Here is a 24,710-nt window from a genome sequence, read left to right as displayed (position 1 = left end):
TCGTTTACACCCGCTTGCACTTCACGAAACCTTGTGACGCTTGCGCAGTCGTTCCATTTCCCGGGCCTCTTCCTTGCGCTTCAGGGTCTCGCGCTTGTCGAACAGCTTCTTGCCGCGCGCCAGAGCCAGCTCAACCTTTGCCCTGCCCTCTTTGAAATAGACCTTCAGCGGAATCAGGGAAAAGCCTCGCTCTTGGGTTTTCCCCAGCAGGCGTTTGATCTCGTAGCGGTGAAGCAGAAGCTTTCTTACCCTCTCCGCTTCGTGATTGTCGTAGGAAGCGTGTGTATAGGGACTTATGTGAAGTCCGTAGAGATAGATTTCTCCTTTTTTCACCCGCGCATAACTGTCCTTCAAATTGGCCCTGCCCTCACGCAGGGACTTCACCTCGGTTCCCAAAAGCACCATACCCGCCTCGAAAGTCTCCAGGATTTCGTAGTTGTGATAGGCTTTCTTATTTTGACAAACCAGGCGAATCCCTTTGCCCTTGATTGCCTCTTTTTTCTGACCCATGGCATACCCGTATCGGACTGTTAGACCGATCCTGCGAATTTTGTTCAGCGTCTGCGAATGTGTGCAACACCCTTGGGAATCAGATCGCTTGGATCGAACACGCGAAATTCTTCAGGGAAATTTTTCAGCATCATTTCCTGCAACAGTTCATTGATTTCTCGAGCCGTTCTAAAACCTAAAATTTTCTTAACGAAACGGCGGCAGGATTTCAACCGGGAACGGCATATCAGATTCTTGACTCGCGGAACCGCCTGTGGGTTCATGCTCAGGCTGTCCAGATTGAGTCCAAGCAAAATGGGCACATAGAGAGGTTCACCGGCCATTTCTCCACAGATGCTCACCGGTATTTTGGCTTTGTGCCCGGCATCGACCGCCTGCTTGATGAAGCGTAAAACCCCGGGATGAAGCGGCTCGTACAAATAAGCCACGTGCTCGTTGACGCGATCGATGGCGAGGCTGTACTGAATCAGATCGTTGGTGCCGATGCTGAAAAAATCCACCTCTTTGGCCAACAGATCCGCCACGGCAACCGCCGAAGGGACTTCGATCATGACCCCCAGCGGCATCCGGTCGTCGAAGGGAATCCGTTGCCGGCGCAGTTGCTCCTGGACTTTCCGCACCATGCCGAGAACTTCGTGCAGTTCACCAATCCCCGAGACCAGGGGAAACATCAATTTGAAGTTGCGGGCCACGGCGCTGGCCCGCAAAATGGCTCGTATCTGTGTTTCAAACAGGTCCCGGTACTGCAGGCACAGGCGAATTGAACGCAGACCGAGGGCCGGGTTGGTTTCCTCCAGCTTGGGGAACCAGCTGGTCAGCTTTTCGGCTCCCAGATCCAGGGTCCTGATGGTGACCTGATGCGGTGCCATGAGCTCCGAGAGCTCTCGGTACTCGTTGTATAGGGCCTCTTCATCCGGGAGATCGGTGCGATTCATGAAAAAGAATTCCGTTCGGTAGAGCCCGATTCCTTCAGCCCCATTGTCTTTGACCGCAACCACTTCCTCCAGCAGCTCGATGTTGGCCTCAACCTTAATGAGAAAGCCGTCTTCCGTACGCGCCGGCAGATGCGACTTGCGTCGAATTTCTTTGAGATACGTCTCCAGCTGGTCCTGGCGCTCGTAATAGTAGCTGATTTCTTCTTCGCTCGGATTGATGATGATATTGCCCGAAGTCCCGTCCACAATGACAATATCGCCCATCTGTACCTGCTTGCTCGCCACTTCGGCGCCGACTACGGCGGGAATGCCGAGAGAACGGGCGATAATGGAGGTATGCGAGGTGCGTCCGCCCATGTCCGTCACCAGGCCGAGTGTGCGCTCGAGCTGCAGCTGCGCGGCATCGGCGGGTGACAGGTCGTGCGCCACAATGATGACGCGTTCTTTGATGGCATTGAGGGCGTCGTGCTCTTTACCCGAAAGATTGCGCAGGATGCGCTCTCCGACTGCGTGGACGTCGGCAACGCGACTCTGGATGTATTCGTCCTCGACGGTGCTGAATACCTCCTGCGCTTTCATCAGGGCGCGGATCAACGCCCAGTGAGCATTCAGTTTGTCGGTTTGAATGAGTCGCAACGTTTCGTCGTAAAGCAAATGATCGCGCAGGATCATCTGGTGTACTTCCAAAACGTTGGCATGTTCCTTCAAGTCGGGATGAACTTTTGCTTTTAACAGCTCCAAGTCCTGTTCCGCTTTATTGACCGCGTCCTCAAAGCGTTTCACTTCATCACTGACGGCCTCTGCCCCAAGCAGCGTGTAGTAGGGAATCGGAATGCGGCCTCGCTCCAACAGATAGGCCTTGCCTATCGCGATGCCCGGCGATACCCCGATGCCGGTTATGGTTTTTGACGCTTGCTCCATCAGCTAAATTTCCACATTATAGACAGCTCGGATTGAACCCGGTAGATTCGAGACGTATGATCTCGCCTGCGGCAGGATTAATTTAAGGCCGGAATGGCAGACAGTTCTACATCTAGTTGAATAATGAACCGACGGCAATGGAAACTGGAATCAAACTTCCCCAAACTTGGTCTGAAATAGAGCGGCCAGAGCAGCCATGGCTTGAACGGCATCGGGACCTTCGGTATGGACGTGAACCGTGCTGCCGTGGGGGCAAACCAGAGTCATGATATCCAGGATGCTCTTGCCGTTGACTTTGTGATTGTTTCCGCTCTTGGATATCCAGATTTGAGACTCAAATTGATTGGCCACTTTAACAATTTGTGCTGCAACTCGAGCATGAATACCCAGCCTGTTGGAAACAATGAATTCCTGTTCCAAAACCAGCATTCTCCAAAAAGGCACGATGATAACCGCTTTTCCTCCAACTCCAAATCCCGCCGTCTCTTAGCATATGAGACATGCTAAGTCAACTCCGGTGCAACTCGAACCGGGCATCATGAAAGGCCGGCGACACTCGGGTCCAACTCGGTCGTGCGCGGAAGATCCGGCGGTCGAAGGATTCAATCCCCAGCCCTCTCTTGCAGCTGGGCAGAAGCATGCCTTTGCAGGTAGTCCGACACCAGCCTGACGAGCGGCACATGATAGAGCATGGCCAAATGGCTGAGCGGTTGACATTCCTGGTGAGTCCACCCCGCATGGGCCACTTGGCACGATTCGTTGGGCAGCACCATGTTGTCGATGGGCGAGTATACGGCCAGGCGTGGGATGTCGGGCGGCTCGTCTTCCGGCTCCAACGCGGCCAACAGCTTTCCCCGGTAGCAGAGACTCCTGGCCAGTTTGAGGGAGCCGAGGGCGGCCAGTTTCGAACCCTGGTGGGGCGCTCCCAGGGTGACGGCCGCCGCAATTCTGTGCGTGTTGTGGGGATCTTCAGCATAGGCGCGCACCAGCAATCCTCCAAGACTGTGGCCGATCAGAACCAGCCGCTGGCCCGGGAACACCCGGCCTACCGCCTGAACTTTCCGATCAAGCTTGTTCAGTATTTCCTGGAAGCTGGTATTCAAGCTGCCGTACCCGAAGGCATAAATATTTCGAAAGCCGTTTCGCCTCAACACATAGCGATACAGGATCCAGGCGCTGACATTGTGAAAAAGGCCGTGGATGAGAATGATGGGGGGGTGCGGGCATGACGTGTCGGGATGCGGTTCCCACAGCTTGCGCCAGAAGCGCAACGGGTAGCATAGAACGGTGAGGTTTTGGCTCACGAAGCTGGTGACAATGCCCCGCAGTATCCATCCGGCCACTCTGTTTTGCGAGCGTTGCCGCAGGCGATCCAAATGGGGACCGTTGAACGTCTCGTACCAGAAAAACGCGTAGGTGAGCAGAGCAAAGCCCAGCAGCGCGCTCAAATAAACACACAGCGCCATCAAAAAGAGGATGCCCACGGTCATGCCTCCCGGTCTCCAAAAAAAGACGCTATTTCTTCAAGGTTTTCCACCACCCAGTCCGGCGGTTGTTTTTCTCCCCGCAGCAGTTGTGCAATCGTTGATTTTTCCCTGGCGGGTTGATTGAGCAGCCAAATGGTGCGCATGCCTGTTTTTATGGCGGGCGCCATGTCCAGCTCGTAACTGTCTCCAACCATCCAGCAGTGCTGCGCAGGGATTCCCATGGTGCGCAGGGCGTGATGGAAAAACCGCACATTGGGCTTCTTGCAGCCCACCTGATAGCTCAAAAACGTGTGATCGATCAGTTCCAGCATTTCGGCACAGGCCCCGCGAAGCCCCTCGTAGAAGGGGTGCCACATGTTGGAGAGCAGCGCCAGTTGGAAGCCCCGTTGCTTTAATGTTCGCAACAGAGCCGCAGCGCCGCCCATTTCCTCGATGGCGACCGTCTGCCGTTGCCAGATCTTTTCTACACTCTCCTCGATTTCTGCCTGACTGCGATGGGGCAGCCTTTGTTTGAGAACGTCGGCCAGTGCGGCGGGTCGCTCGCAAAAGTGAGTCATCAGCAGACGTCCGGCCTGCTTGGTTTCCTTTGCTGAGAGCCGCAATTCTGCGCCCAGCAGTCTCCGGGCGGAAGGCTCCGATCCTCCGACCAGAGTATGGCCGACATCAAACAACACCGCTTTCGCCCTCTCCCTCACTACTGTAATCCTCACCCGTTGATGCAGACTCCGATTAGACAATGCCCGGTGTTTGGACTATCATAAGGTCTGCTGATAGCCCCCTGCCCAGTGCAGCACCATGGTTTCCATCCGGAAACCTCCTCGCCCACAGGGTGAGAGAAGCCATGGGTTTTCGGATGGGTACGGCATAGATTACATCATCTGGAAGCGGAATAGCAAATGAGCCGAGCAAAATATAACATCGCATACTACATCACCCCTCATGGATTCGGACATGCGGTTCGTTCCCTGGAAGTCATCCGCACCTTGATGCGGCGTGACACGCAAATCGAGGTGACGATCGTGTCTGATCTGCCGGAATTCTTGATCGAACAGAACCTCGAGGGCCCGGTGACTCTGAGGAAGCGGAAATTGGACATCGGACTGGTTCAGCTGGACAGTCTGCGCTTTGATCTGGAAGCGACCTGGCAGGCTTTGCGGCAGCTGTACCATCAAAGGCATTCTATCATCGCGGAAGAAAGGAATTTTCTTCTGAAAAACGAAATTCAGCTGGTCGTATCCGACATTCCCTTTTTGGCTTTTCATGCTGCGGATGACGGCAACATCGCCAACCTGGGACTTGGCAATTTCACCTGGGATTGGATCTACCAGGCGTATGCCTCCGAGGATTCACGCTGGAGGCCTTTGATCGAGTGGATCCGGGAAGGTTACAGCCGGTGTGAGCTGTTTTTGCGGTTGCCCATGCACGGGGACTGCTGCGCCTGCCCAAAGGTGCTCGACGTTCCCCTCATTGCCCGCAAAGCGAAAAGAGAACCGGCCGTTACCCGTGAAATCCTGGGGTGTGCGCCCGATCAGCAAGCGTATCTCATATCATTCTATGCGTTGCAGCTTGATCGGCAGGCACTCCGTCGCATAGAAAAAATCGAGCACGCACTGTTTTACTACAAGCATCCCACTTGCTACCCGCTGAAAAACGGCCGCTGCCTGGATGACTTCGACGTATCCTACGTGGACGCTGTGGCGGCCATGGACGGAGTCATAACCAAGCCCGGCTTCGGGATTGTCGCCGATTGTCTGGCTCATGGGACGCCGGTCATCTATGCGGACAGGGGCCATTTCCCCGAATACGATGTTCTGGTTGATGCCCTGCACACTCATCTCAATTGCCTGCATCTGCCGTCCGAAGATTTATACCGGGGGCGCTGGGAAGCCTGCATCAGGCAATTGGAGAGTCAACCGCGGCGGCGTCCTGAAATAAGAACAGACGGTGCGGCGGTTTGCTCCGATCTGATCCGCAGTGCGCTGGCACTTTCCTGTCAAGATGCCGCGCAGGGACTGGTGGCGGTGCCCATTGAGGATTCCCTGGACTTGCACACGTTTCAGCCCGGAGAGGTCAAAGCCCTTCTGCAAGATTATCTGGAGGCGGCTCATGCAAAGGGCTTCAGGGAGGTTCGAATCATTCACGGAAAGGGCCGTGGGGTGTTGCGCAACTGCGTGCATGCCATTTTGACCCGGCACCCGCTGGTGGCTTCCTTCCGTTCGGCTGATCCCGCAGGCGGCGGCTGGGGCGCAACCCTGGCCCGTCTGAGCGGCGTGGAACACGACCGCCGCTGAGGCTCGCCCTCATTCCCTTCCATAGCCACCGCGATGATCTCTTGGAATCCGGAATCCTCTCCCTGCAAACTGGATCATTGTCTCGCGGCCGAAATTTCGTAACGACTGATGCGCGGGTTGGGCTTGATGGTGGCCATCACAGCAAAGAGATGACCGCGAATGCCCAGTTTTTTCATGGTCTTGGCATCCAAATCCAGCTTGTACACATCACACGCCTGCCTCTGCAGGACGTTTCCTTCCGCATCATAAAGGCTGAGCAAAAACCGGCGAATTTTGAGTTCGTCCCTGCTGCTGAGGATATTTTGCATGACCAGCAGCAGGCCGTCTCCCTTGAGACGCACGAGGTCGGTAAAATCTCCCTGGTTGGAAAATATGGGCCCCCGGATCTGCTCACCTGTCTGATGCGATTGGGTGGTCGCCAGCTTTTCCAGCAAAAGGATGCTTTGTTCAGGGCTTACCCTCTCAAGGTGAGGTGGTGCCGGGGTTTCCTTGTGCACTATTTCCGCCAGTGTCTTTGTGCGTTCGTCGCCGTCGGATTGGACCATGACCTCGGGATCAAATTCGCGCATGGTGACAATTTCTTGAACGGATGTGACATGGGTCTTGGGAATTCCTGCCACTCCACCCGGCATTTCGAACTTGATTTCCCCATTCTCTTCCCAGTAGTAAGGGACTTCGATGGAGGTGCCGTTGGACAGGTTGATTCTCAGCGGTCCGCCCAGGGCCGCCGATGGCAGCACGGCACAGCACCAGCAGAGTAGGGTTGCCCACAGGTATGTTGTTTTTTTTCTGCCTGGCAGCTTCATGGCGTCTATCCTTTTTTGGCTTTGCTAGCGGCGCTGTTTTCGGGTATAGACAATTACACTTCAGTGTGCCGATGGCACAAGGCACAGTACGGCACCACACAATCAAGTGGCCGAATTCCGTAGGTTGGGCAGAGTCACACGGTACGCGTGATGAAACCCGACATGGGCTGGGCCGGCAACAACCTTTGCTGGGTACTGTCAGGCGGTACGCGTGACTCCACCCGACCTGCACCGTCGCAGGTGCGCTGCATTTTGGACACGCTATCGGCTGGAGCCGTAGTCAGTTCCATGACCGGTCCATGGCGGCTTAAACCCTCAACCCAAGACGAATCAGGAGCGATCTGAACTCGATGGATATCTACATTTCAGGATCTCTGGCCTACGATCGCATCATGGATTTTCCAGGTCATTTTGCCGATCACATTCTACCCGATAAAATTCATGTGCTCAATGTTTGCTTTAACATCAATGCTCTCGTGGAAAAGTTCGGCGGAACCGCCGGCAATATCGCCTACACCCTGGGAGCCCTCGGTGAAAAGCCGTTTATCGTCGCCACAGCCGGAGATGATTTTGAGCACTACGAGACCTGGCTGAACCAAAACCAGCTGCCGACCAGGTGGATCAAGCGCATTCCCGGAGTGGTCACGGCCGGAGCGTACATCACCACCGATTTGGACGACAATCAGATCACCGCGTTCAATCCGGGGGCCATGGCGCACGAGGCCGATCTGCCCGCCCTGGACGGGGGGCAAAATGACGCCGTGGTGTTGATTGCCCCCGGCAACAAGACGGATATGGCCCATTTTGCCGAGCGCGCACGGCGCCGGCAGACCCCTTTTATTTTTGATCCCGGCCAAAGCCTCAACATCTGGCAGGGCGACGAGTTGCGGGCAGCCGTCGCCGGGGCCCTTTGCTTCATCTCCAACGATTACGAGCTGTCGCTGTTTCTGCAGATGACAGGCTGGTCCATGGCTTCCATGTACAAGCATGTGCAGGTGGTGATTACCACCCGGGGACCGCATGGGAGCGTGCTGGATATTCAGGGAGACAAGGTGCTGATTCCGGCTGTTCCGGTCAAGGAGGTGTGCGATCCGACAGGAGCCGGGGATGCTTACCGAGCGGGTTTGCTGAAGGGCTGGAGGCTGGGCATGGATTGGCCGACATGCTGCCAGATGGGCAGTGTTGCGGCAACCTATGCCGTCGAGCACTACGGCACTCAGGAACACCGCCTGGAATGGACGGACTTCTGCCAACGCTATGAAGCCCGGTTTGGAACGCTGGCCTGCTGACAGGCGGCATCGGCCCATGACCCCGGCTCAGTACCGCGCCACGCACTGGACTGTCCGCAATGCAAGGCTGTAGAAGGTTGGGTTTCGTCTGATATCAAGTTCCGGTTAACAGCTGTTGCTGCCTGAGATGTTTGATTTGGTCCCTTATGCCGGCGGCTTTTTCGAATTGCAGCTGAGCGGCTGCTTCCTTCATGGCTTTTTCAAGTTTCCTGATGGCTTGATCCAAATCGAGGTCCGCTGAGATTTCAAACAGCGCTTGAGGTTCCTGGACAAAATCCGCGGGACCCGCCGCATCGGTTTTGTATTCGGCCAGGATATCCGCAATTTTCTTCTGGATGGTGCGCGGCTCGATGCCGTGCTCCCGGTTGTAGGCAAGCTGAATCCGGCGCCGGCGCTGCGTTTCGCTGATGGCTCGCTGCATGGAGTCGGTCACTCTGTTGGCGTACAGAATCACCAGCCCCTCAAGGTTTCTGGCGGCGCGTCCCGCGGTTTGAATGAGAGAGCGGTCGGAGCGCAGAAAGCCCTCGTTGTCTGCGTCCAGAACGGCCACCAGGGAGACTTCCGGGATGTCCAGGCCTTCCCGCAGCAGATTGATTCCCACCAGGACGTCATACACTCCCAGGCGCAAATCCCGCACCAGCTCGATGCGCTCGATGGTGTCGACATCCGAATGCATATAGCGCACGCGGATATCCAGATCGGTCAGGTATTCGGTCAAATCCTCGGCCATGCGCTTGGTCAGGGTGGTGACCAGGACCCGCTGGCCCGCTCCCACTCGCTTTCTTATCTCTGCCAGCAGGTTGTCCACCTGGAAGTCGGCGGGTCGGACTTCGATCCGGGGATCGATCAGGCCGGTCGGGCGGATGATCTGTTCCACCACACGGCCGGCGCAGCGGCTCATTTCATAAGGCCCCGGGGTCGCCGACACATAGATCACCTGGTTGACCTTGCGCTCGAATTCGTCAAAGGAGAGGGGGCGGTTGTCCAGAGCCGAAGGCAGGCGAAATCCGTAGCGCACCAGAGTCTCTTTGCGCGAGCGGTCCCCGCGATACATGCCGCGCAGCTGAGGGACGGTGATGTGGCTTTCGTCAATGAACAGCAGCCAGTCGTCCGGAAAATAGTCGATCAGAGTGGCCGGCGGCTCACCCGCCCTCCTGTTGTCCAGGTGCCTGGAATAATTTTCGATTCCACTACAGTAGCCGAGCTCCAAAAGCATTTCCAAATCAAACCGGGTGCGTTCTTCAATGCGCTGTGCTTCCAGCAGCCTGCCCTCCTGATGAAAAGTCTCGAGGGCCATGGAAAGCTCCGCCTTTATGGCCTCGATGGCCCTCTCGAGATTGCCTCGGGTGGTGACGTAATGGGTGCCCGGATAGATGGCGATGCTGTCCAGCGTTCGCAGGGTCCTCCCGGTGAGAGGGTCCACTTCTTTGATGCTGTCCAGTTCGTCGCCGAAAAACTCCACCCGCAGAGCACGATCCTCTTCCCATGCGGGGAAAATTTCCAGCACATCGCCTCTGGCCCGAAAAACGCCCCGGTGAAAATCGACGTCGTTGCGTTCGTATTGAATTTCCACCAGTTTGCGCAAAACCTGTTCGCGCGGAACTTCCATACCGGTTTTGAGCTCGAGCAGCATTTCCTGGTAGGTTTCCGGGGAGCCCAAACCGTAAATGCACGAGACGCTGGCCACGATGATCACGTCGCGCCGTTCCAGCAGGGAGCGTGTGGCCGAATGGCGCATTTTATCGATGGTGTCGTTGATGGAGGCGTCTTTGGCGATGTAGGTGTCGGTTTGCGGCACGTAGGCTTCAGGTTGATAGTAATCGTAATAGGACACGAAATACTCCACGGCATTGTTCGGAAAAAACCCTTTGAACTCGCCGTAAAGCTGCGCTGCAAGGGTTTTGTTGGGAGCGATGACAAGGGTCGGTTTTTGTGTTCCGGCAATCACATGGGCCATGCTGAAGGTTTTGCCGGAGCCCGTTACGCCCAGCAGGATCTGTTCTTTGCAGTGTGCGTCCAAACCTGCAATGAGCTGCTCGATGGCGCGCGGCTGGTCCCCCGTGGGTTCAAACTCGCTGCTGATCTGAAACGAATTCATGGCGAATGGGTCATCTCCCTCATGAGAATTGGCGGCCGGCATACATGTCGACCCCCGCCGCATCATTTAACACGAAGGTCAATGGTTGGGCCAATCTTAATAATAATGGGTCATCGTTCCCATGGTTTACGGAGTGCCTGCCCCAATTGTTCCTGCAGAAATTTGCAGACTCTCTTGGAATGTGCACACGCATCTCGCTGGGTCAAGGCATCTCGGTCAGGGCTCTCCTCGGCAGGTCAGGGTGTGTGCAGCACTCCCTGACAAAAGCGTTTTATCGGGAAGCTCCCTCCGGTCGCACCCCGACCTGCGGATCATTGGGCTGCCAAATTTCCGCAGGAACGATTGGTGTTAAAATTTAGTTTGGATAACAAAATAAAGTGTCGTATAGTGACGCTAACAAGCATGGCGCATGCCGGGCGAGGCACCACACCGCCGGGTGCGCATGTTGAGGATGACCGAGCCGGATGGCCGGCCGCTGGGCAACGCACGCGGGCCGGACATTCAGCAGGCGCATGGGCCAAGACAGGAGCGTTATTTTGGGCCGGGGTTCAAGAGGGGATAATTTATATCTGGGGAGTTTCAGATTATGGCTGACAAAAATCCGCGCTACCACGCCGGCATCGTGACAATGAGTTCCTCCTCCAACCTGCGTGATTTTGCCGAATACGTTGAAAAACAGGCAAAAGGCATGGAGCAGTTCGGCTGGAAGGAGGTCCACGGTCTGCATCAATGGGTTCAGGAACTGCGCAGGAAAGCCCGTTACGAACGGGTTTCGTTGGAATAATCGGCCAATGCCGTTGTTTATGGCAGCGGCACCGAAGCCTTGAAAAGAGTTCCCTGCCCCACCAGGGAGTAATGGCTCAGTGCGCCCGGTACAATGACGCAACCTCCCTGACTCAAATCCACGACCTCGCCATCATCGCTGCCCGAAATACGCGCCTGCCCCTCGGTACACATTAGAATTTCCACACTTCCTTTCTGTCGGCTCTCATAGGAGTGCTGCCGGTCGAGGCGAATGACCGACAGGATAAATTCTTCAGCGGGCGTGAAATAACACGATTCCTGCGGCGAAATCATTTTGGGGGCCACCGGATCGGCCGGCACTTCCTTAAAGTGCAGGGATTTTGCCAACTCGGCCACATCCACGTGCTTGGGCGTCAACCCGCCCCGCAGGACGTTGTCCGAGTTGGCCATCAATTCGATTCCCACCCCATGGAGGTAAGAATGCAGCACCCCTGCCGGAATGTACAGGGCTTCCCCCGGCTGCAGCCGAATCAGGTTGAGAAACAGAGGTGACAGCACTCCGATATCCGCGGGATAGTTGCGATTGAGCTCCCTCATCCAGTGGAAGATCGTTTCATTATCGCTGATCTGGTCAATGCAGCGCATCACCCCCGGCACCAGCCGCCTCTGCCGCTCCCTGTCCATCTCCATCAGGGCGGAAAAGAAGCGCTGCAGTGCAGAGGCGCGCGAGTCATCGTGCAAACAGCGGCTCACTTCGGTGAGTTGAGGGTTATGGATTGCCTCCACCAAACCAGCGATCTGTTCGACTCCGCGAAAGCCCATGAGTGCCCAAAAGGGCGTCAGAGCGCATATCAGTTCGGGTTTGTGATTGTCGTCACGGTAATTGCGGTGGGCTGCATCGAGTGGGATTCCCATTAAATTTTCCAGGGCATAGCCTGCCCTGGCCTGCTCCAGGTTGGGATGGGCCTGAATTGACAAAGGCTTCTCCGCCGCCAAAACCTTCAGAAGAAAGGGCAGTTCGTTGGAAAAGCGCTTGGCCACCTGATCGCCAAGAATTGCTTGGGGCGCAGCCTCAATCCAGTCGGGCAGCGGAATCCAACGCTCCTCCCGGCGAACCAGGGAGGGAGCCTTGGGATGTGCCCCTATCCACAGCTCGGCCTGCGGGCTTGCGCTCGGGCAAGGTTCGCCAAGCAGCCGGGAAATGGCCGTTCTCGACCCCCAGGCGTATTCCTGCACTGGATTCTTCAGGCGGGAGATGGTCAATTTCATGATCTCTGAGTTTAGCCAAACCGGTAATGTTTCTTCACATCCTTGCGCACTTTCCAGGTGCACGACAGGCCCTTGGGAAAGCTCACCAGATCTCCTTTGCCGACTTCCACCGGTTCCCCGTCGTCGGGCGTCACCAGCACATCCCCCTCGAGGAAAAAGCAGGTTTCCGGATCGGCGTAGTGCCATGGGAATTCCGAGACTTCCTTGGTCCAGATGGGCCAGTCGCGGACGCCCAGCCGCTTCAGCTCCTCTTCACTCGGTTTGCGAATGACATTGATTTGTGACATGTAAACCTCCTCCTATCCCGTAATGCTTTAAACCAGACGACAATGGCGATCCCTATTGCATAACGGTTCAGCATGAACTTTACCACCACAAAATATATTCCATATGTCGCGTTTCGTCACGCCCGCGACGCAACCCAACCCAAGGCGCCACCGTAGCCACCGCAGGTTGGGTTGAGCGCAGCGAAACCCAACACAAAAACTGGATGGTTTCATTAAAATGATCGGCATCTTGTCCCGATTGCTCCAGAAAAAACCAGCAGTGTTGCCGCGCGCAGTGAGCGGCGGAGTCCCCGTTCAGGTTTCGGAGTACAGAGAAACCGTTGCCTGGCGCCACCTGGACACCTGTTCGATGCGAACCTGCCCGAGGGCGGCTCTGCCCAACGTGACCTGTCCAAAGCACGGGAAGCAGACCCTGTGCCCTCCATGGGCGGGTCAATGTTTGGGCATACGACTTGTTTGTGCGCAAGGTGATGCGTCTGCATGCAGGGGCAAAAGATGTGGCGGCCGATTACTGAATTCCTGGAAAGGATCATTGGGGAAAGGTGGCAACCCGCTGATCCACAACAGGTCCGGATTTATTTGTGCCTGCGGTTATGATTTTTCCTCGAATCGTCGCACGAGCCGGAAGGGCAGGGGCCAAAAGCCGGCCAGGGCGAATAGAGTGGAAGCGGATAAGGCGCATTCCATCGGTCCCAGTAACCCGCCCACGAGCGTTCGACATCGGTTTGGGTGCGGTTCTGGACCTCCATGTTTCTTCTCATCTCCCTATCCACCAGGCGGTCGTAGATATCAGGTGCGATGCTCGTGGGCGGGCTTTGCTGTGCCCACGCTGCAGAGTCTTCAAGCGCCCCGGTGGACAGCGGGTACAATGTTACGGTCATCAGGAAAATCAGCCACACCCTGGTCAAATTGACTCCCATCATAGCTTCCTCTCTGCAGGTTTGCCGCTCAAGCGCACGTCCCAGCGAGCTTGCGCGCTGATGCCTGAATGGCACACGAAGTTGGCGAATCCACGGATCGGTTCCAGTCCTCGGCGAATCACAGGTCAGGGTCCAGGGTCACCGCCGGAGCCCAAGATATTATACTTGTTAAGGAAAGAAACATGCATTTCCCTGCCCGCAGTCACTACATCAAAGTGGTTACGGGCAGTGCCGTAATGCCGTAGGATGGGTGAAGTCACGCCCAAGCGTGACGAAACCCATCAACAGGGCCTGCAAACAATGCAACAGCTAATGCTTAACCGGTGTAATTCAAGGGCTCCAGCGTTGACCGGACGGATACCGGCAACCGTTCCCCATACAGCCTGTTAAGAACCCCAAAGGCGCAAGGAACACCAGGGTTGTATCCTTCGGGGAGGGCTCTTTGGGTGTTTTTGAATCTTTTGCGCCTTTGCGGTGAACGCTTGCTCAAGGGTTGTACCGGTCGCGGGCGGTCGGCAACACGCTCCTGGATTCGGACGACCGACGGTTCATCTTACTGGTAGTGAAAGTACTGGGTGGGGGTCTTGTAGCACAAATCCTGGACCGCCCGATCGATGCACACACGGATGGCCTTTTCCATCGGAGTGTTGGAATAGGCGCCCAGGGAAACGGGCATGCCGATGCCGCCCCCGTCGATCAGGGTTTCCAGGTTGGCCGAATAGTCGGTCGCCTTCCCCTCGACCCTGGAAGCGGTCAGTATACGCCCGGTGGCGGTATCCACTACCCTGAGATCGATGGCCATATGCGCGTTCCTGGCCCCACCTCCCAGGCCCAGGGGAATTGCGGAGAATCCCAGGTTGATTCCGCCGCCCGAGGCGTTGGCTTCAAACTCGGAAACCACGCCGTAGATGAGGAGCTCAGCCCCCTCAATCTGGCCGATGGGTGCCGCCGTCCCGGGCTTCACACGGCCGCTGGCACCCATGTCCTGCTCCAGCATGACGTCTTGAATGGCCGCCCGTTCCAGCACGATGAAGCGATTGGTGTTGAACAAGCCGGTCACGAGCATTTCTCTCAGTCCGTCTCCTATGGCCATGGTGGCCCCCGCCGCCTTCACCTGGAAGTCGCCCACGGCGACTCTCGCCTTTGGCCCGTTGTACCTTTCGAGCTGCACATTCACCAGGGACTGTCCCTCCCCATGGGTGACTTTGGCGGTCGGCTGGTTGGGCATGGTGGCGCATCCCCAGGCGAACAGGCATGATACGAGCAGGCAGGCGGTGATCATAGTGTTTCGTCGGATGGTCCGGAGTTTAAATCGGTTCGTGCTCATCACTCCTCTTCCCTTTCTAGCCGTTAGCATCAAACTTTGCCGATATGGCAATTCAAAAACCAATGATCCGATATGTTTTAATTATGCGGCAATTCCAAAAGTCTCTCTGCCGGCCGAATTTGCGGATTGGTGCCGAACCGTGCCATGCGCGTCATGCCGACGAAACATCGCTGCGGCGGCCGGCATCCAGTGGTTGACGAGGGTCGTCTGGATGCCGGCCGCTTGCGCTGGCCTGACGATGGTCGTGTTGCCCGATTCGGGTCGCCGGAGCCCGCATACGTCATGGCTAGTACTTACGTGGCGCCATCTTCTGCTGTTGCTGCTGCATTTGCTGCTGCCCCTGCTGCTTGGGGTAATCTACCGCCTGCCCCTTGGGGGGCGGCTGCCACTGGGATTGTCCCTGGGGTTGGCGCTGTTGCCCCATGTGTTTCTGCTGTTCGACGGACTGCCCTTTGGCGGGGGGCTGCCACTGCTGCTGGCCGCTCTGTCCATGCTGCCTGGTTCCCTGCCACTGCTGCTGTCCCTGCTGCTTGGGGTAATCTACCGCCTGTCCCTTGGGGGGCGGCTGCCACTGGGATTGTCCCTGGGTTTGCTGGTGTTGCCCCATGTGTTTCTGCTGTTCGACGGACTGCCCTTTGGCGGGGGGCTGCCACTGCTGCTGGCCGCTCTGTCCATGCTGCCTGGTTCCCTGCCACTGCTGCTGTCCCTGCTGCTTGGGGTAATCTACCGCCTGTCCCTTGGGGGGCGGCTGCCACTGGGATTGTCCCTGGGTTTGCTGGTGTTGCCCCATGTGCTTCTGCTGTTCGACGGACTGCCCTTTGACGGGGGGCTGCCACTGCTGCTGTCCCTGCTGCTTGGGGTAGTCTACCGACTCTCCTTTGGCGGGGGGCTGCCATTGCTGCTGGCCGCTCTGCCCCTGATACTGGGTCGGCTGAACCTGTTGCTGCTGCCCCTGATATTGGGGCTGCTGGTATTGTTGTTGACCGCTTTGGCCTTGATATTGCGAACTGGGCCAGGTCGGTGCCTGCCTCTGCCCCTGGTATTGGGGTTGCTGAACCTGCTGCTGCTGTCTTTGCTGAGTCTGTGACCACTCCCGCTGCTGGTATTGTGCCAGCTGTATTGTGGCAGCAGCGGTGGTGAGAGGGTCATGCATCGCGTCCCGCGCCCCCGGAGGTTGACCGGCAAGGCAGATGGCAAAACAGCCCATAAAGAGAACCGAACCAATAGCCGCCGCTGTAGACAAAGTTGCGTTCTTCATGGCATCCCCCTTTAATGAATGAACATTCCTATCTATACTTGTTACCGAAAGAAACATTTACCTTGTGCCCGCAGCCACTGATGGGTTTCTCTCCGCTCCCCCCCATCCTGCATCCTCCCTGCAGCGGCAGCCCTGAAATCTCTCCTTGCAGGCACAGGACGAAAAACGCGGGCTCATAACAATGGCTAAAGATTGAAAACGAGAGTGAGGAATTTTGCCATTTGTGCCCTGGTCACGTAATCTTCCGGGCAAAAGTAGCCGGGTCCGCAACCGCCCGTAATTCCCTCGTCGTAAAGCTGCTCGATGTAATAGGCGGCCCAATAGCCGAAGGGCACATCGTAAAAGTAGCCTTTATAAGGGTTCATGGGCTCATAGCTGGCCTCGTACAAAACCTTCAAAAGGAATTTCGCCATCTGTGCCCTGTTTACGGGATCATCCGGGCAAAAGTAGCCGGGTCCGCAGCCGCCCGTAATTCCCTCGTCGTAAAGCTGCTCGATGTAATAGGCGGCCCAATAGCCGAAGGGCACATCGTAAAAGTAGCCTTTATAAGGGTTCATCGGTTCGTACGGCGAACCGTACCTTCCTTTGAGCAAAAACTTGGCCATTTGTGCCCGCGTCACGTAATCCTCCGGGCAGAACCTGCCCCCGCCGCACCCCTGGGTGATGCCCGCCTGGTAAATCTTGTCGATATAACCCGCTGCCCAGTAGTCGCTGGGAACATCCGTGAAGGTTCCGCTGTTGTCCTCAAGGATGGCCGCCAGATATTGGGAGGTCAATTGCGTATTCTCGAGGTACTTGGTATAGGTATCGGCATAGTAAGGGCGCCAGATGGCATCGGGGCGGTCCTGGGGTCCGCTGCCTTCCCAGATTCCCGAGTCTGTGGGGATACCATCATTGAAATAGACGCCCGACCAGTAATACTTGAAATAAGCCGCATCTTTGTCTTCCAGTGAGGTCATGTCGGCAAAAACGTTGGGGCTGTCGTTGGCCGCCCATATTTCCACGTAGCCGCTGTACCCGCTTGTGGCACTCCCTTCACCGGACCAATGATACTTGTAGACGGGATAGTTCCAAACCTGAAAGTCGCCCGGCTGATCGAAGTACAGCTCACCCACAAAGCCCATGGACTCGCCATGCATGGAGTTGTAGTTGCCGATTTCGTTCTTGAGATAGAGCATGAACAGCCCGGGGCTCGGCTTCGATGAGTACAGCTCGTACTTGGTGCCGTCAGCGCAGGTGAAGTACATTTCGACCAGCAGGCCCTTGAGGTCCCGCACACGGAAAGTGACGCCGCTCACATCTTTTGAAGCCAGGGGTTGCGGCTCCCAGCAGGCGGCGCCGGCCCAAGCGTGGCAGTGCCCCCACCAGCCTTCCGCATCCGGATTGCCGCCGGGACCGTGGGCGTAGTGTTCCCACCCGCGAGAGTCCGCTCCGGAAATGGAGTCGTAGCGGTGCATGGCTTCATTGGCATCGTACAGGTTCGGGTTCAGGTAGTCCACATAGGGCCAGTACCAGCAGTGCCATATGCGGCTGCCGGAGGCTTCGGGAGCAGCGCTGGAGCTCTCAAAATCGGCATTTACGGCGTTTGGCGTTGCGCCGCTCTCCTCGACAACGGCCGCCATACCCTGGGTGCCAAACGGCGTCACAGCAAAAACCATGATGCTCAACAGCGCAGCACTCACAAGACTTAATCTGATAGTCTTCATATCCTGTCTCATGTCTCATCCCTCATATTTTACAGCTTCCGCAAGATAATGTTCTTGGTGCAGGTTGGGTTGAGTCACGCCTTGCGCGTGACGAAACCCAGCCTGCTTGAAAGCCAAAATCGTTCTCTTCAGCACTCTGGATTTACTCCTTATTCGTGTCCGTCAGCCAGTAGCGCCGAGTGAGATCCTGGCCCTCCTGCTGTTCGCCGTAGACGTACCAGGGGAGTCCAGCGGACCAATATTGGCTGTCGGTCGCGGTCCCTCCCCGGGTGATCCTGACCAGGGCCGCTTCACCTTCCAGGCGGAAGTTTCCTGCTGATTCACCCAGTGCCGCCTCGGCTTTTTCCATAAGAGCCGACGGCGATATCTTTTCAACTGTTTGAGATGTTGCTCCCAGGGCGGCGGGATGTCCAAGGGAAGTACTTGCGGCTTCACTGCTTCGAGCACCGAAGATGGGGACGACCATGGGCAGGGTCGGAAAGGACGGCGCCGCATAGGGAGCCGCGTGCCCTCCTGTGAACGTCTTGGTTACGGTACCGGCCTTGGCAGCGCGCCCACGGGAGCCCTGGGGATGGATCATATCGACGCGCGACACGAATAAATCCAGCTTGCGCAAGAAATAGCGAAAGCTGTAGGGGCAGGCATTATTTTCAATGGGCTGCACGGCCACCACGAAGTGCGGTCGGCCGTCGAAGGGCTCTTCCTTTTCCACGATGAACCTCCAGCTCTGCTTTTCCCGCCAGCCGGGCTTTGCCCCGGGCATCATGGGGGCTAGGTCCTGAACCTGGCAATCGACCGTCCACCAGTCACCGACCGACCATCTGGGGGGTTGCAGCGTGACGTCGGCCGCTGCAAGGGGGACGGCGCTCATCCCCACTGCCAAAGAGACTGCCAAAAGCCCCAGCAAAAGCACACCTTGGTGTGTTCTCGTCAGCTTCCCCATGATTCCCTCCTTTGCTATTTCTTCTATTAGTATCGGGTCCAATTGGATAATGCTTAACAAAGCGCCAATTTTGCATGCTCCATGCTGCCGGATTGCCGCTCATACGTCCGGAGTTTATCCGCCCCCGGCAGGTGTGGGTTGGGTTGAGTCACGCGCCGGGCATGACCAAACCCAACGCCTGTTTTGCCGGGCTTCGCACCTCAACCCAGCCTGCTTGGAAGCCGAAATCATTTTCTTCAATAGTATATTTCAGCTGGTTCTCCTCGAGTGGATGGCGGCAACGGTGTGTGTTTCGCCGGCAGGGCTGATGCCGTGTGGACCTCGCAAAAGGGCGGCCACCATGCCTTGCGGGCGGGCGATCATTCTGGGGAACGGATCGAAGGCAAAAGAGCGCAGGTCGTTGGCCGTTGATCGGGTCAGGTGGGCCGCCCGAAAAAGATGCGATGCGCCTGGGACCATTGGTTTGGCTCCGCAGTTCCCGGAAGTGTCAATGGTTATGTGGAGATAGAAAAAGGTTTTGGGTTAAATTTCGCTTAAAATATATCTTTATTGATAGTGGAAGTCAAAGTGTTTCGAAGCCGCGAGAGGCAAACCGATCGCGCTCCAGAACGGTCGACTGCGAGCCGATCCACAACTTTGGCAGGCGCTGCTTTGACCCCTGGAAAGCAGGGGGTTGACTTGCTGCAAGCGCATCGAATAAGAATACTCGGCAATCAATCAATATTGTCCAGTTGAGGGAAGACATGCGGCTGCCCATTTTTTGGCGGGTCATCCTGGTTCAAAGTGCTCTCATTGGGTTGATCCTGGCTTTGAGCCTGTATGCCCTGGTGGAGCTCAGCCGTGTGGTTCGCCTGAGCAGCACCGTGGTGGCGGTGGATTCCAAGTGCATCGAGGAGGAAAAGCGCCTCCTCAAGCTGTTTCTGGCCCAGATGCGCGCTGCAAAGAAGTATTTGCTGCTGAAGGATCAGGCCTTTTATGCGGCTTTTCAGCAGGGCAACCAGGACATCACCGGCTCTCTCGATGTCATCCAAGGGCTGACGGATACTTCCACAGAAAAAGGTTTGATCGAAAGCATCCGCATTCTGCAGCGCCACTACACGCACCAGTTCGAATCGGCTCCTTCGGATGAAACAAGCTGGCAGGAAAAAGAGCCCCAGATCAGCGACGGAATTCTTGCGGCGGCCAATCAGCTGATACAAATCCGCCAGAGTCTGATTGCGGAGAAGACCGCTGCGGGGCGGGACCGCGCCCAATCGGCAATGACGGTCATGGGCTGGCTCACCCTGGGAGGAGTGTCCATTGCCATCGTGCTGGCCTACCTGCACGCGCGCGGCGTTACCCGCCCCTTGAAGTTGCTGGCGAACGAGATGCACCAGGTGGGACGGGGTGAGTTCGGTCGTTCCATCGATATCAAGGCGCCTCGAGAGGTCAAACAGCTGGCGGAAGATTTCAACTGGATGGCCGCGCGGCTGGCTGAATTGGATCAGATGAAAGCCGACTTCATTTCCCACGTTTCGCACGAGCTGCGCACGCCGCTCACGGCCATAAGGGAAGGCGCGGCGCTTCTGCTGGAGGAGGCTCCCGGGCCTTTGACGTCCTCCCAGCGGCAGATCATCGAAATAGTGAGCAGCAACAGTGACAGGCTGTACCAGAGTATCTGTTCGATCCTCGATCTGTCCAAGATGGATGCGGGCATGATGGAATACCAGCCGGCCCCCTGTGATCTGGCGTCGGTGGTGCGGCGCAGCGCCCAATGGGTTGAACCCATTGCCCGAAAAAAGGGCATCCGTGTGCGCATTTTTGTGGACGAGAAGGTACCGCTGGTGCTGGTGGATGAAGAGCGTTTGCAGCAGGTGGTGGACAATCTCCTCAGCAATGCGCTCAAATTCAGCCCGGAAGGGGGAGAGGTGAGCATGCGGGTGTTATACAGGGGAGAATCGGGTGATGCTCATCCCGTTGAATTGCGTGTGACCGACAGTGGGGAAGGCATTGCTCCGGAGGATGCGCAGAAGGTTTTCGAGCGCTTTTATCAGAGCTCACCGAGCGGTGCCAGGCGCCGCCAGGGGACGGGCCTGGGTCTGGCGGTGGCACGGCGCATCGTGGAGGATCATCAGGGCAAAATTTGGGTGGAAAGTGACGTGGGAAAGGGTTCTACTTTGGTGGTGGCTTTGCCCCGGAGTGCGTTGGTCGAAGTCGGTTAGGAAGTTGCCCGGGAGCTTTGTTACCCTTGTATATACTGGTTTTTCGCCTCGATTTGGAGGCTGCGCGCGCGTGGCCCCCGGGGAGCGAAACGCAGAGGGTGGCGCGGTGAGGCTGAGAGGGATAGGAAATGTCAATGGAGTTGCCTTGGTCTGGGAATAAGACGTTTCACCGGCGGGAGATTGCTTCACTTCTGGGAATGGTGCTCGCACTGGGTTTTACCGTGTGTCTCAGCAGTTGTGCTGCGTTGCAGGAGAGGGAACCCTGTGGACCGGTATTCCTGCCGCAGAGGGTTATGGAAAGCCAGGATTACGCCGGTTTTTTTAAAGACAACCAGTCATCGCTCGCAACGTGCGGTGCTCAGGGCCGCTGTGATGGACCTTTGTTCAACCTTGGCTTTTTGCACGCCTATTCCATGAGTCCCTATTACGACCGGCCCGAGGCGCTCAAGTATTTTGCCCGCATCGTCAAAGAGTACCCGCGCAGCCCGTTGGCTTATGAATCCCTGGTGTGGATGGATTTGATCACCGAAAACGTCAACCTGGACAACAAACAGCGTGAGCTGAAGAGCCAGGTCAGGTCCAAGAACGCCGCCATCAAGTCCAGGAACGCAACGATTCATGAGCTGCGCGAGCAGATGAAGCGTTCGCGCGACATCGATGTGGAAATGGGCCAAAAAGAGAGGGAAGTTCTTTATTAAGGTTTGGTGTCATGGCAGCCGAAAAAATACTGGTAGTGGATGATGACGCCGGCTTGCTGACGCTGATGAAGACCCGCCTGGCAGCGGCGGGTTACCAGGTCACCTTGGCGGACAAGGGTGAGCAGGCCGTCCAATGCGCCGAACAGGAAATTTATGACGCTGCTGTTCTGGACCTCAAGCTGCAGGACGCTGACGGCATTGGCGTCATGGAGCGGCTGCTGCATCTGCAGCCGTCTCTGCCGGTCATCATTCTGACGGCTTACGCAAGCATCGCCGGTGCGGTGGAAGCTACCAAAAAGGGAGCCTACGATTATTTGACGAAACCCTTTGACGCCAAGAATTTGCTGCACAGCATTGAAAAGGCTCTCGAAGTCGGCCGGCTCAAGGGCGAGTTGAACCGGCTGCGCTCGCTGGTCAAGGAGCGCTTCGACGTGGCCAACATCATCGCAGCCAGTGAAAAGATGCAGCAGGTTCTGGCCCAAGTGTCGCACATTGCGGCCACCGACTCCACCGTGTGCCTCTATGGGGAAAGCGGAACGGGTAAAGAGCTGATCGCCAAGACGATTCATCTTGCCGGCAGCCGTTGCAATAGAGATTTCGTTGCCATCAACTGCGGTGCAATCCCCGAGGGGTTGTTGGAAAACGAGCTGTTCGGCCATGTTAAAGGGGCTTTCACCGGGGCGGACCAAAACAAGAAGGGACTGCTCCAGCAGGCGGACGGAGGCACCCTGTTCATGGATGAGATTGCCGAGCTCTCTCCGTCACTGCAGGTGAAGCTCTTGCGGGTGCTGCAGGAACAGGAATTTTACCCGGTCGGCTCGGTGCAGCCCCAGCGCGTCAACATACGCTTTCTCGCGGCCACCAACCAGGATCTGAGCAAGGCCATCAGTGAGGGAAGATTTCGCGAGGATCTTTATTATCGAATCCATGTCATACCCATCCATCTGCCGCCGCTGCGTGAGCGTCCCGAGGACATTCCACTGCTGGCCCAGCATTTTCTGTGTCATTTCAACCAGGAAATGAGCAAATCCGTGCGAGGTTTTTCGCCCCAGGCGATGCAGCACCTCATGCTGCATCGCTGGCCCGGCAACGTGCGTGAACTGGCCAACGTGGTGGAACGTTCCGTTGCCCTTGCGACGGACGGACTGATCCTGCCGGAACATTTGCTGCTCGGCGAGTCAAAGGCTGCTCCCCGTGAGGAGAAACTGCTGCCTTTCAATGAAGCGCGAGAGGTATTCGAAAGGGCCTATGTGACCCGGGTTTTGACGGCCACCCGCGGCAATGTTTCGCGCGCGGCGGCGCTGGCCGGCAGGTACCGGGCGGAGTTCTACAAGCTGTTGCGCAAGTATGACCTGAATCCTGCCATGTTTAAGGAAAATGACGGAGAAGCCGACTAGGTGTCATTCTTCCAGCCACCGTTCAAGCGTTGGCGGTGGCGCCACAAATTCTGAAATGGGCTTCCAATCGCATTGGGCTGTCAGCTCAATGCCTCCCTGCAGAACCGAAATGCGTCGATCCGAAGATACCACGACGACAATCACGTTTTCATTTTGCGCCGTGAATCGGAGGGCCGAGTTAAACCGCGCCCCTCGGGCGCGATCTTCTCCCACCACGGCGATGCCGTCGAGAAGACAGGCGAAGGCGTGCAGCTTCAGATCGGAGCGTATGTGCAGGGCGCCGTCAATGTTGGCCAGAGCCTCGGACAGGTGCAGCAGGTCAGGCCGCAGCAGATTCAATGGACGTTCAAGCTTCTGCCCGGAGGTCACCAGGGGCTGATAATTCAGGTCTATGACAATGGTGCAGCCCTGCTTCGATTCGCATGTTCTATGAACTATGGCGGACACCACCTGGAACAGGCTGCCTCTGACGGATGCATCGATGGGAGTCTCGAGCAGGGCCTCTTCCAGCTCCACCAGTTTGGGTTTGCGGTTGGTCGAGTGAAAACTGCCGTCGGAAAAGCTGCAGACCAACTCCCCGGCAAGTTTGAGGAACCCGTATCCGCCTTTGAAATCGGCGCTGATCCGGCACTCGGGAAGCGTTCCCGAGGCAATCCCGACGACATTCTTGCCGTCTGCGACCAGCACCCGGTCGGAATTCTCCGCAGCGATCAACAGCTTCCTGACATGCTTGTGGTTTCTAAGACTCGGCTGTTCGACCGGGGGGAAGCGGATTAAAAAGCTGACTTTGGAGAGCTCACTCGGCTCGATGCAGACCAGTTTCCCGCGCGGCCAGGCGCCTTCTTCCTGGGTCCTCGAGATATCCAGCACAGCGTCCAGGATGGGATAGACCTCGATCTGTGTGTCCCAGCCGAACAGGATGTTCAGCTGATCGCGGACGTGATCGCGTACGGCGTGCGTCTTGTATTCCCGGATGACGTAGCGCGAGCTGCCGAGGTAAACGGCGTCGCGATTGGCAAAATCGTGGGCGAGCAGACAAACGGCGTGCTCCAGCCATCTTTCCGTAGGGCCGATGGAGCACATGTCCGGATGGTGCTCGGTGAACCACATCTGGTAGTAGATGGAGCGGGTCCTCCCACCAAACGATATGAGGCCGGCTAATTCCAGGTTTTTTTCCGGAAGCGGCTGCCAGTCAAACTGGTCATGCGGTTCGTGCCGTGGGCCCTCACGCCAACTCCGGGAGCTCACATAGAGCTCTTTGAGCTTGGGCTGATGCCCCTGCAACAGATTCTGGGGGTCATAGATGCGCATGGCATCGTGTGGATTCTCGGCATAGATCAAGGCTGCGCGGCTGGGACCGGAAAACGACGATAAACCCTCGCATAAGCCGTCCACCATGCGAAAAATACACAAGTTTTTGGTGGAATTGTTGAGTGTCGACAGACAGCGGTCATTCCCCTTGTTCAGCATGCAGATTTTCCCGTGTGTTGTTGGCTGGGAACCTTCCCCGAAACTTTCTCACCTTTGCTTGGTATAGGCTGTGCCGAGCGTCGCCGGGCCTGGTATCGCAAGCCGGCCTGCTTGCAATCCCAATTCCTTTTCTCGAAAGCCGCGCTAAATATC

At 56.8% G+C, this 24,710-nt stretch carries 22 protein-coding genes; 7 read left to right on the top strand and 15 right to left on the bottom strand.

The features are described 5' to 3' along the window. Positions 1-21: 21 nt before the first annotated feature. The 5 genes from smpB to K1V27_RS11440 all read right to left on the bottom strand — a co-directional run bounded on the left by smpB (position 22) and on the right by K1V27_RS11440 (position 4,548). The gene (gene smpB, locus K1V27_RS11460; protein ID WP_258930137.1) at positions 22-510 is read right to left on the bottom strand and encodes an SsrA-binding protein SmpB; all 489 of its coding nucleotides are present in this window, start codon (positions 508-510) and stop codon (positions 22-24) included. A 44-nt stretch (positions 511-554) separates the two neighbouring features. Continuing rightward, entirely contained in the window at positions 555-2,366 is a 1,812-nt protein-coding gene (ptsP, locus tag K1V27_RS11455; RefSeq protein ID WP_258930136.1) for a phosphoenolpyruvate--protein phosphotransferase, read from the bottom strand. A 150-nt stretch (positions 2,367-2,516) separates the two neighbouring features. Then, complete coding sequence (locus tag K1V27_RS11450) at positions 2,517-2,810, bottom strand: HPr family phosphocarrier protein (RefSeq protein WP_258930135.1); 294 nt, start codon at positions 2,808-2,810, stop codon at positions 2,517-2,519. 158 nt (positions 2,811-2,968) lie between these two features. Beyond that, positions 2,969-3,856, bottom strand: a complete 888-nt coding sequence (locus K1V27_RS11445) for an esterase/lipase family protein (RefSeq protein ID WP_258930134.1) — start codon at positions 3,854-3,856, stop codon at positions 2,969-2,971. Further along, a complete protein-coding gene (locus K1V27_RS11440) occupies positions 3,853-4,548 on the bottom strand; it encodes an HAD family hydrolase (protein ID WP_258930133.1) in 696 nt (231 codons plus the stop codon). Before K1V27_RS11440 ends, K1V27_RS11445 begins: the two co-directional genes overlap by 4 nt. Positions 4,549-4,749: 201 nt before the next feature. Here K1V27_RS11440 and K1V27_RS11435 point away from each other — a divergent pair, with 201 nt between their 5' ends. Then, positions 4,750-6,144 carry a Smr/MutS family protein gene (locus K1V27_RS11435; RefSeq protein ID WP_258930132.1) on the top strand — a complete coding sequence of 465 codons (1,395 nt, stop codon included), beginning with the start codon at positions 4,750-4,752 and terminating at the stop codon, positions 6,142-6,144. A 74-nt stretch (positions 6,145-6,218) separates the two neighbouring features. On the opposite strand, the gene K1V27_RS11430 is transcribed toward K1V27_RS11435, so the two are convergent. Then, positions 6,219-6,950, bottom strand: a complete 732-nt coding sequence (locus K1V27_RS11430; RefSeq protein WP_258930131.1) for a hypothetical protein — start codon at positions 6,948-6,950, stop codon at positions 6,219-6,221. A gap of 350 nt (positions 6,951-7,300) precedes the next feature. On the opposite strand from K1V27_RS11430, the gene K1V27_RS11425 reads away from it, so the two are divergent. Then, positions 7,301-8,239, top strand: coding sequence for a carbohydrate kinase family protein (locus tag K1V27_RS11425; protein ID WP_258930130.1), 939 nt, complete (start codon positions 7,301-7,303; stop codon positions 8,237-8,239). Positions 8,240-8,333: 94 nt separating this feature from the next. Here K1V27_RS11425 and uvrB read toward each other — a convergent pair whose 3' ends face one another. Then, positions 8,334-10,337: an excinuclease ABC subunit UvrB gene (gene uvrB, locus K1V27_RS11420; protein ID WP_258930129.1), complete on the bottom strand. Its 2,004-nt coding sequence runs from the start codon at positions 10,335-10,337 to the stop codon at positions 8,334-8,336. 586 nt (positions 10,338-10,923) lie between these two features. On the opposite strand from uvrB, the gene K1V27_RS11415 reads away from it, so the two are divergent. Beyond that, complete coding sequence (locus tag K1V27_RS11415) at positions 10,924-11,121, top strand: hypothetical protein (protein WP_258930128.1); 198 nt, start codon at positions 10,924-10,926, stop codon at positions 11,119-11,121. A gap of 17 nt (positions 11,122-11,138) precedes the next feature. Here K1V27_RS11415 and manA read toward each other — a convergent pair whose 3' ends face one another. The 4 genes from manA to K1V27_RS11395 all read right to left on the bottom strand — a co-directional run bounded on the left by manA (position 11,139) and on the right by K1V27_RS11395 (position 14,884). Next, complete coding sequence (manA, locus tag K1V27_RS11410; protein WP_258930127.1) at positions 11,139-12,350, bottom strand: mannose-6-phosphate isomerase, class I; 1,212 nt, start codon at positions 12,348-12,350, stop codon at positions 11,139-11,141. 11 nt (positions 12,351-12,361) lie between these two features. Further along, positions 12,362-12,637, bottom strand: a complete 276-nt coding sequence (locus K1V27_RS11405; RefSeq protein WP_258930126.1) for a cupin domain-containing protein — start codon at positions 12,635-12,637, stop codon at positions 12,362-12,364. A 575-nt stretch (positions 12,638-13,212) separates the two neighbouring features. Further along, a complete protein-coding gene (locus K1V27_RS11400) occupies positions 13,213-13,560 on the bottom strand; it encodes a hypothetical protein (RefSeq protein ID WP_258930435.1) in 348 nt (115 codons plus the stop codon). A gap of 550 nt (positions 13,561-14,110) precedes the next feature. Next, a complete protein-coding gene (locus K1V27_RS11395) occupies positions 14,111-14,884 on the bottom strand; it encodes a CsgG/HfaB family protein (RefSeq protein ID WP_258930125.1) in 774 nt (257 codons plus the stop codon). Positions 14,885-15,095: 211 nt separating this feature from the next. Here K1V27_RS11395 and K1V27_RS11390 point away from each other — a divergent pair, with 211 nt between their 5' ends. Next, positions 15,096-15,971: a hypothetical protein gene (locus K1V27_RS11390; protein WP_258930124.1), complete on the top strand. Its 876-nt coding sequence runs from the start codon at positions 15,096-15,098 to the stop codon at positions 15,969-15,971. A 356-nt stretch (positions 15,972-16,327) separates the two neighbouring features. Here K1V27_RS11390 and K1V27_RS11385 read toward each other — a convergent pair whose 3' ends face one another. The 3 genes from K1V27_RS11385 to K1V27_RS11375 form a co-directional block, all read right to left on the bottom strand. Further along, positions 16,328-17,848 carry an S-layer homology domain-containing protein gene (locus tag K1V27_RS11385; protein WP_258930123.1) on the bottom strand — a complete coding sequence of 507 codons (1,521 nt, stop codon included), beginning with the start codon at positions 17,846-17,848 and terminating at the stop codon, positions 16,328-16,330. A 142-nt stretch (positions 17,849-17,990) separates the two neighbouring features. Next, complete coding sequence (locus K1V27_RS11380; RefSeq protein ID WP_258930122.1) at positions 17,991-18,791, bottom strand: hypothetical protein; 801 nt, start codon at positions 18,789-18,791, stop codon at positions 17,991-17,993. Positions 18,792-19,040: 249 nt separating this feature from the next. Beyond that, the gene (locus tag K1V27_RS11375; protein WP_258930121.1) at positions 19,041-19,250 is read right to left on the bottom strand and encodes a hypothetical protein; all 210 of its coding nucleotides are present in this window, start codon (positions 19,248-19,250) and stop codon (positions 19,041-19,043) included. 284 nt (positions 19,251-19,534) lie between these two features. Here K1V27_RS11375 and K1V27_RS11370 point away from each other — a divergent pair, with 284 nt between their 5' ends. From K1V27_RS11370 to K1V27_RS11360, 3 genes are all read left to right on the top strand, one after another. Next, a complete protein-coding gene (locus K1V27_RS11370; RefSeq protein WP_258930120.1) occupies positions 19,535-20,992 on the top strand; it encodes a HAMP domain-containing sensor histidine kinase in 1,458 nt (485 codons plus the stop codon). Positions 20,993-21,126: 134 nt separating this feature from the next. Next, positions 21,127-21,690, top strand: coding sequence for a hypothetical protein (locus tag K1V27_RS11365; RefSeq protein WP_258930119.1), 564 nt, complete (start codon positions 21,127-21,129; stop codon positions 21,688-21,690). 11 nt (positions 21,691-21,701) lie between these two features. Next, entirely contained in the window at positions 21,702-23,087 is a 1,386-nt protein-coding gene (locus K1V27_RS11360) for a sigma-54-dependent transcriptional regulator (protein ID WP_258930118.1), read from the top strand. A 3-nt stretch (positions 23,088-23,090) separates the two neighbouring features. On the opposite strand, the gene K1V27_RS11355 is transcribed toward K1V27_RS11360, so the two are convergent. Next, on the bottom strand, positions 23,091-24,557 hold the full coding sequence (locus tag K1V27_RS11355) for a DNA integrity scanning protein DisA nucleotide-binding domain protein (protein WP_258930117.1): 1,467 nt from the start codon (positions 24,555-24,557) through the stop codon (positions 23,091-23,093). Between the last annotated feature and the right edge of the window lie 153 nt (positions 24,558-24,710).

Source organism: Desulfoferrobacter suflitae (assembly GCF_022603395.1).
GTDB classification, from domain to species: domain Bacteria; phylum Desulfobacterota; class Syntrophobacteria; order Syntrophobacterales; family Syntrophobacteraceae; genus Desulfoferrobacter; species Desulfoferrobacter suflitae.
This window is presented reverse-complemented; position numbering and strand designations above follow the sequence as displayed.

Bases quoted from the DNA above. Each gene is read 5' to 3' on its own strand.
- K1V27_RS11380 (WP_258930122.1), bottom strand. From the start codon at position 18,791: ATGGGGAAGCTGACGAGAACACACCAAGGTGTGCTTTTGCTGGGGCTT.
- K1V27_RS11355 (WP_258930117.1), bottom strand. From the start codon at position 24,557: ATGCTGAACAAGGGGAATGACCGCTGTCTGTCGACACTCAACAATTCC.
- manA (WP_258930127.1), bottom strand. From the start codon at position 12,350: ATGAAATTGACCATCTCCCGCCTGAAGAATCCAGTGCAGGAATACGCC.
- K1V27_RS11430 (WP_258930131.1), bottom strand. From the start codon at position 6,950: ATGAAGCTGCCAGGCAGAAAAAAAACAACATACCTGTGGGCAACCCTA.
- K1V27_RS11400 (WP_258930435.1), bottom strand. From the start codon at position 13,560: ATGATGGGAGTCAATTTGACCAGGGTGTGGCTGATTTTCCTGATGACC.
- K1V27_RS11370 (WP_258930120.1), top strand. From the start codon at position 19,535: ATGCGGCTGCCCATTTTTTGGCGGGTCATCCTGGTTCAAAGTGCTCTC.
- K1V27_RS11445 (WP_258930134.1), bottom strand. From the start codon at position 3,856: ATGACCGTGGGCATCCTCTTTTTGATGGCGCTGTGTGTTTATTTGAGC.
- K1V27_RS11365 (WP_258930119.1), top strand. From the start codon at position 21,127: ATGGAGTTGCCTTGGTCTGGGAATAAGACGTTTCACCGGCGGGAGATT.
- K1V27_RS11395 (WP_258930125.1), bottom strand. From the start codon at position 14,884: ATGAGCACGAACCGATTTAAACTCCGGACCATCCGACGAAACACTATG.
- K1V27_RS11390 (WP_258930124.1), top strand. From the start codon at position 15,096: ATGCCGGCCGCTTGCGCTGGCCTGACGATGGTCGTGTTGCCCGATTCG.
- K1V27_RS11435 (WP_258930132.1), top strand. From the start codon at position 4,750: ATGAGCCGAGCAAAATATAACATCGCATACTACATCACCCCTCATGGA.
- K1V27_RS11385 (WP_258930123.1), bottom strand. From the start codon at position 17,848: ATGAAGACTATCAGATTAAGTCTTGTGAGTGCTGCGCTGTTGAGCATC.
- ptsP (WP_258930136.1), bottom strand. From the start codon at position 2,366: ATGGAGCAAGCGTCAAAAACCATAACCGGCATCGGGGTATCGCCGGGC.
- K1V27_RS11425 (WP_258930130.1), top strand. From the start codon at position 7,301: ATGGATATCTACATTTCAGGATCTCTGGCCTACGATCGCATCATGGAT.
- K1V27_RS11405 (WP_258930126.1), bottom strand. From the start codon at position 12,637: ATGTCACAAATCAATGTCATTCGCAAACCGAGTGAAGAGGAGCTGAAG.
- K1V27_RS11360 (WP_258930118.1), top strand. From the start codon at position 21,702: ATGGCAGCCGAAAAAATACTGGTAGTGGATGATGACGCCGGCTTGCTG.
- smpB (WP_258930137.1), bottom strand. From the start codon at position 510: ATGGGTCAGAAAAAAGAGGCAATCAAGGGCAAAGGGATTCGCCTGGTT.
- K1V27_RS11375 (WP_258930121.1), bottom strand. From the start codon at position 19,250: ATGGTCCCAGGCGCATCGCATCTTTTTCGGGCGGCCCACCTGACCCGA.
- uvrB (WP_258930129.1), bottom strand. From the start codon at position 10,337: ATGAATTCGTTTCAGATCAGCAGCGAGTTTGAACCCACGGGGGACCAG.
- K1V27_RS11415 (WP_258930128.1), top strand. From the start codon at position 10,924: ATGGCTGACAAAAATCCGCGCTACCACGCCGGCATCGTGACAATGAGT.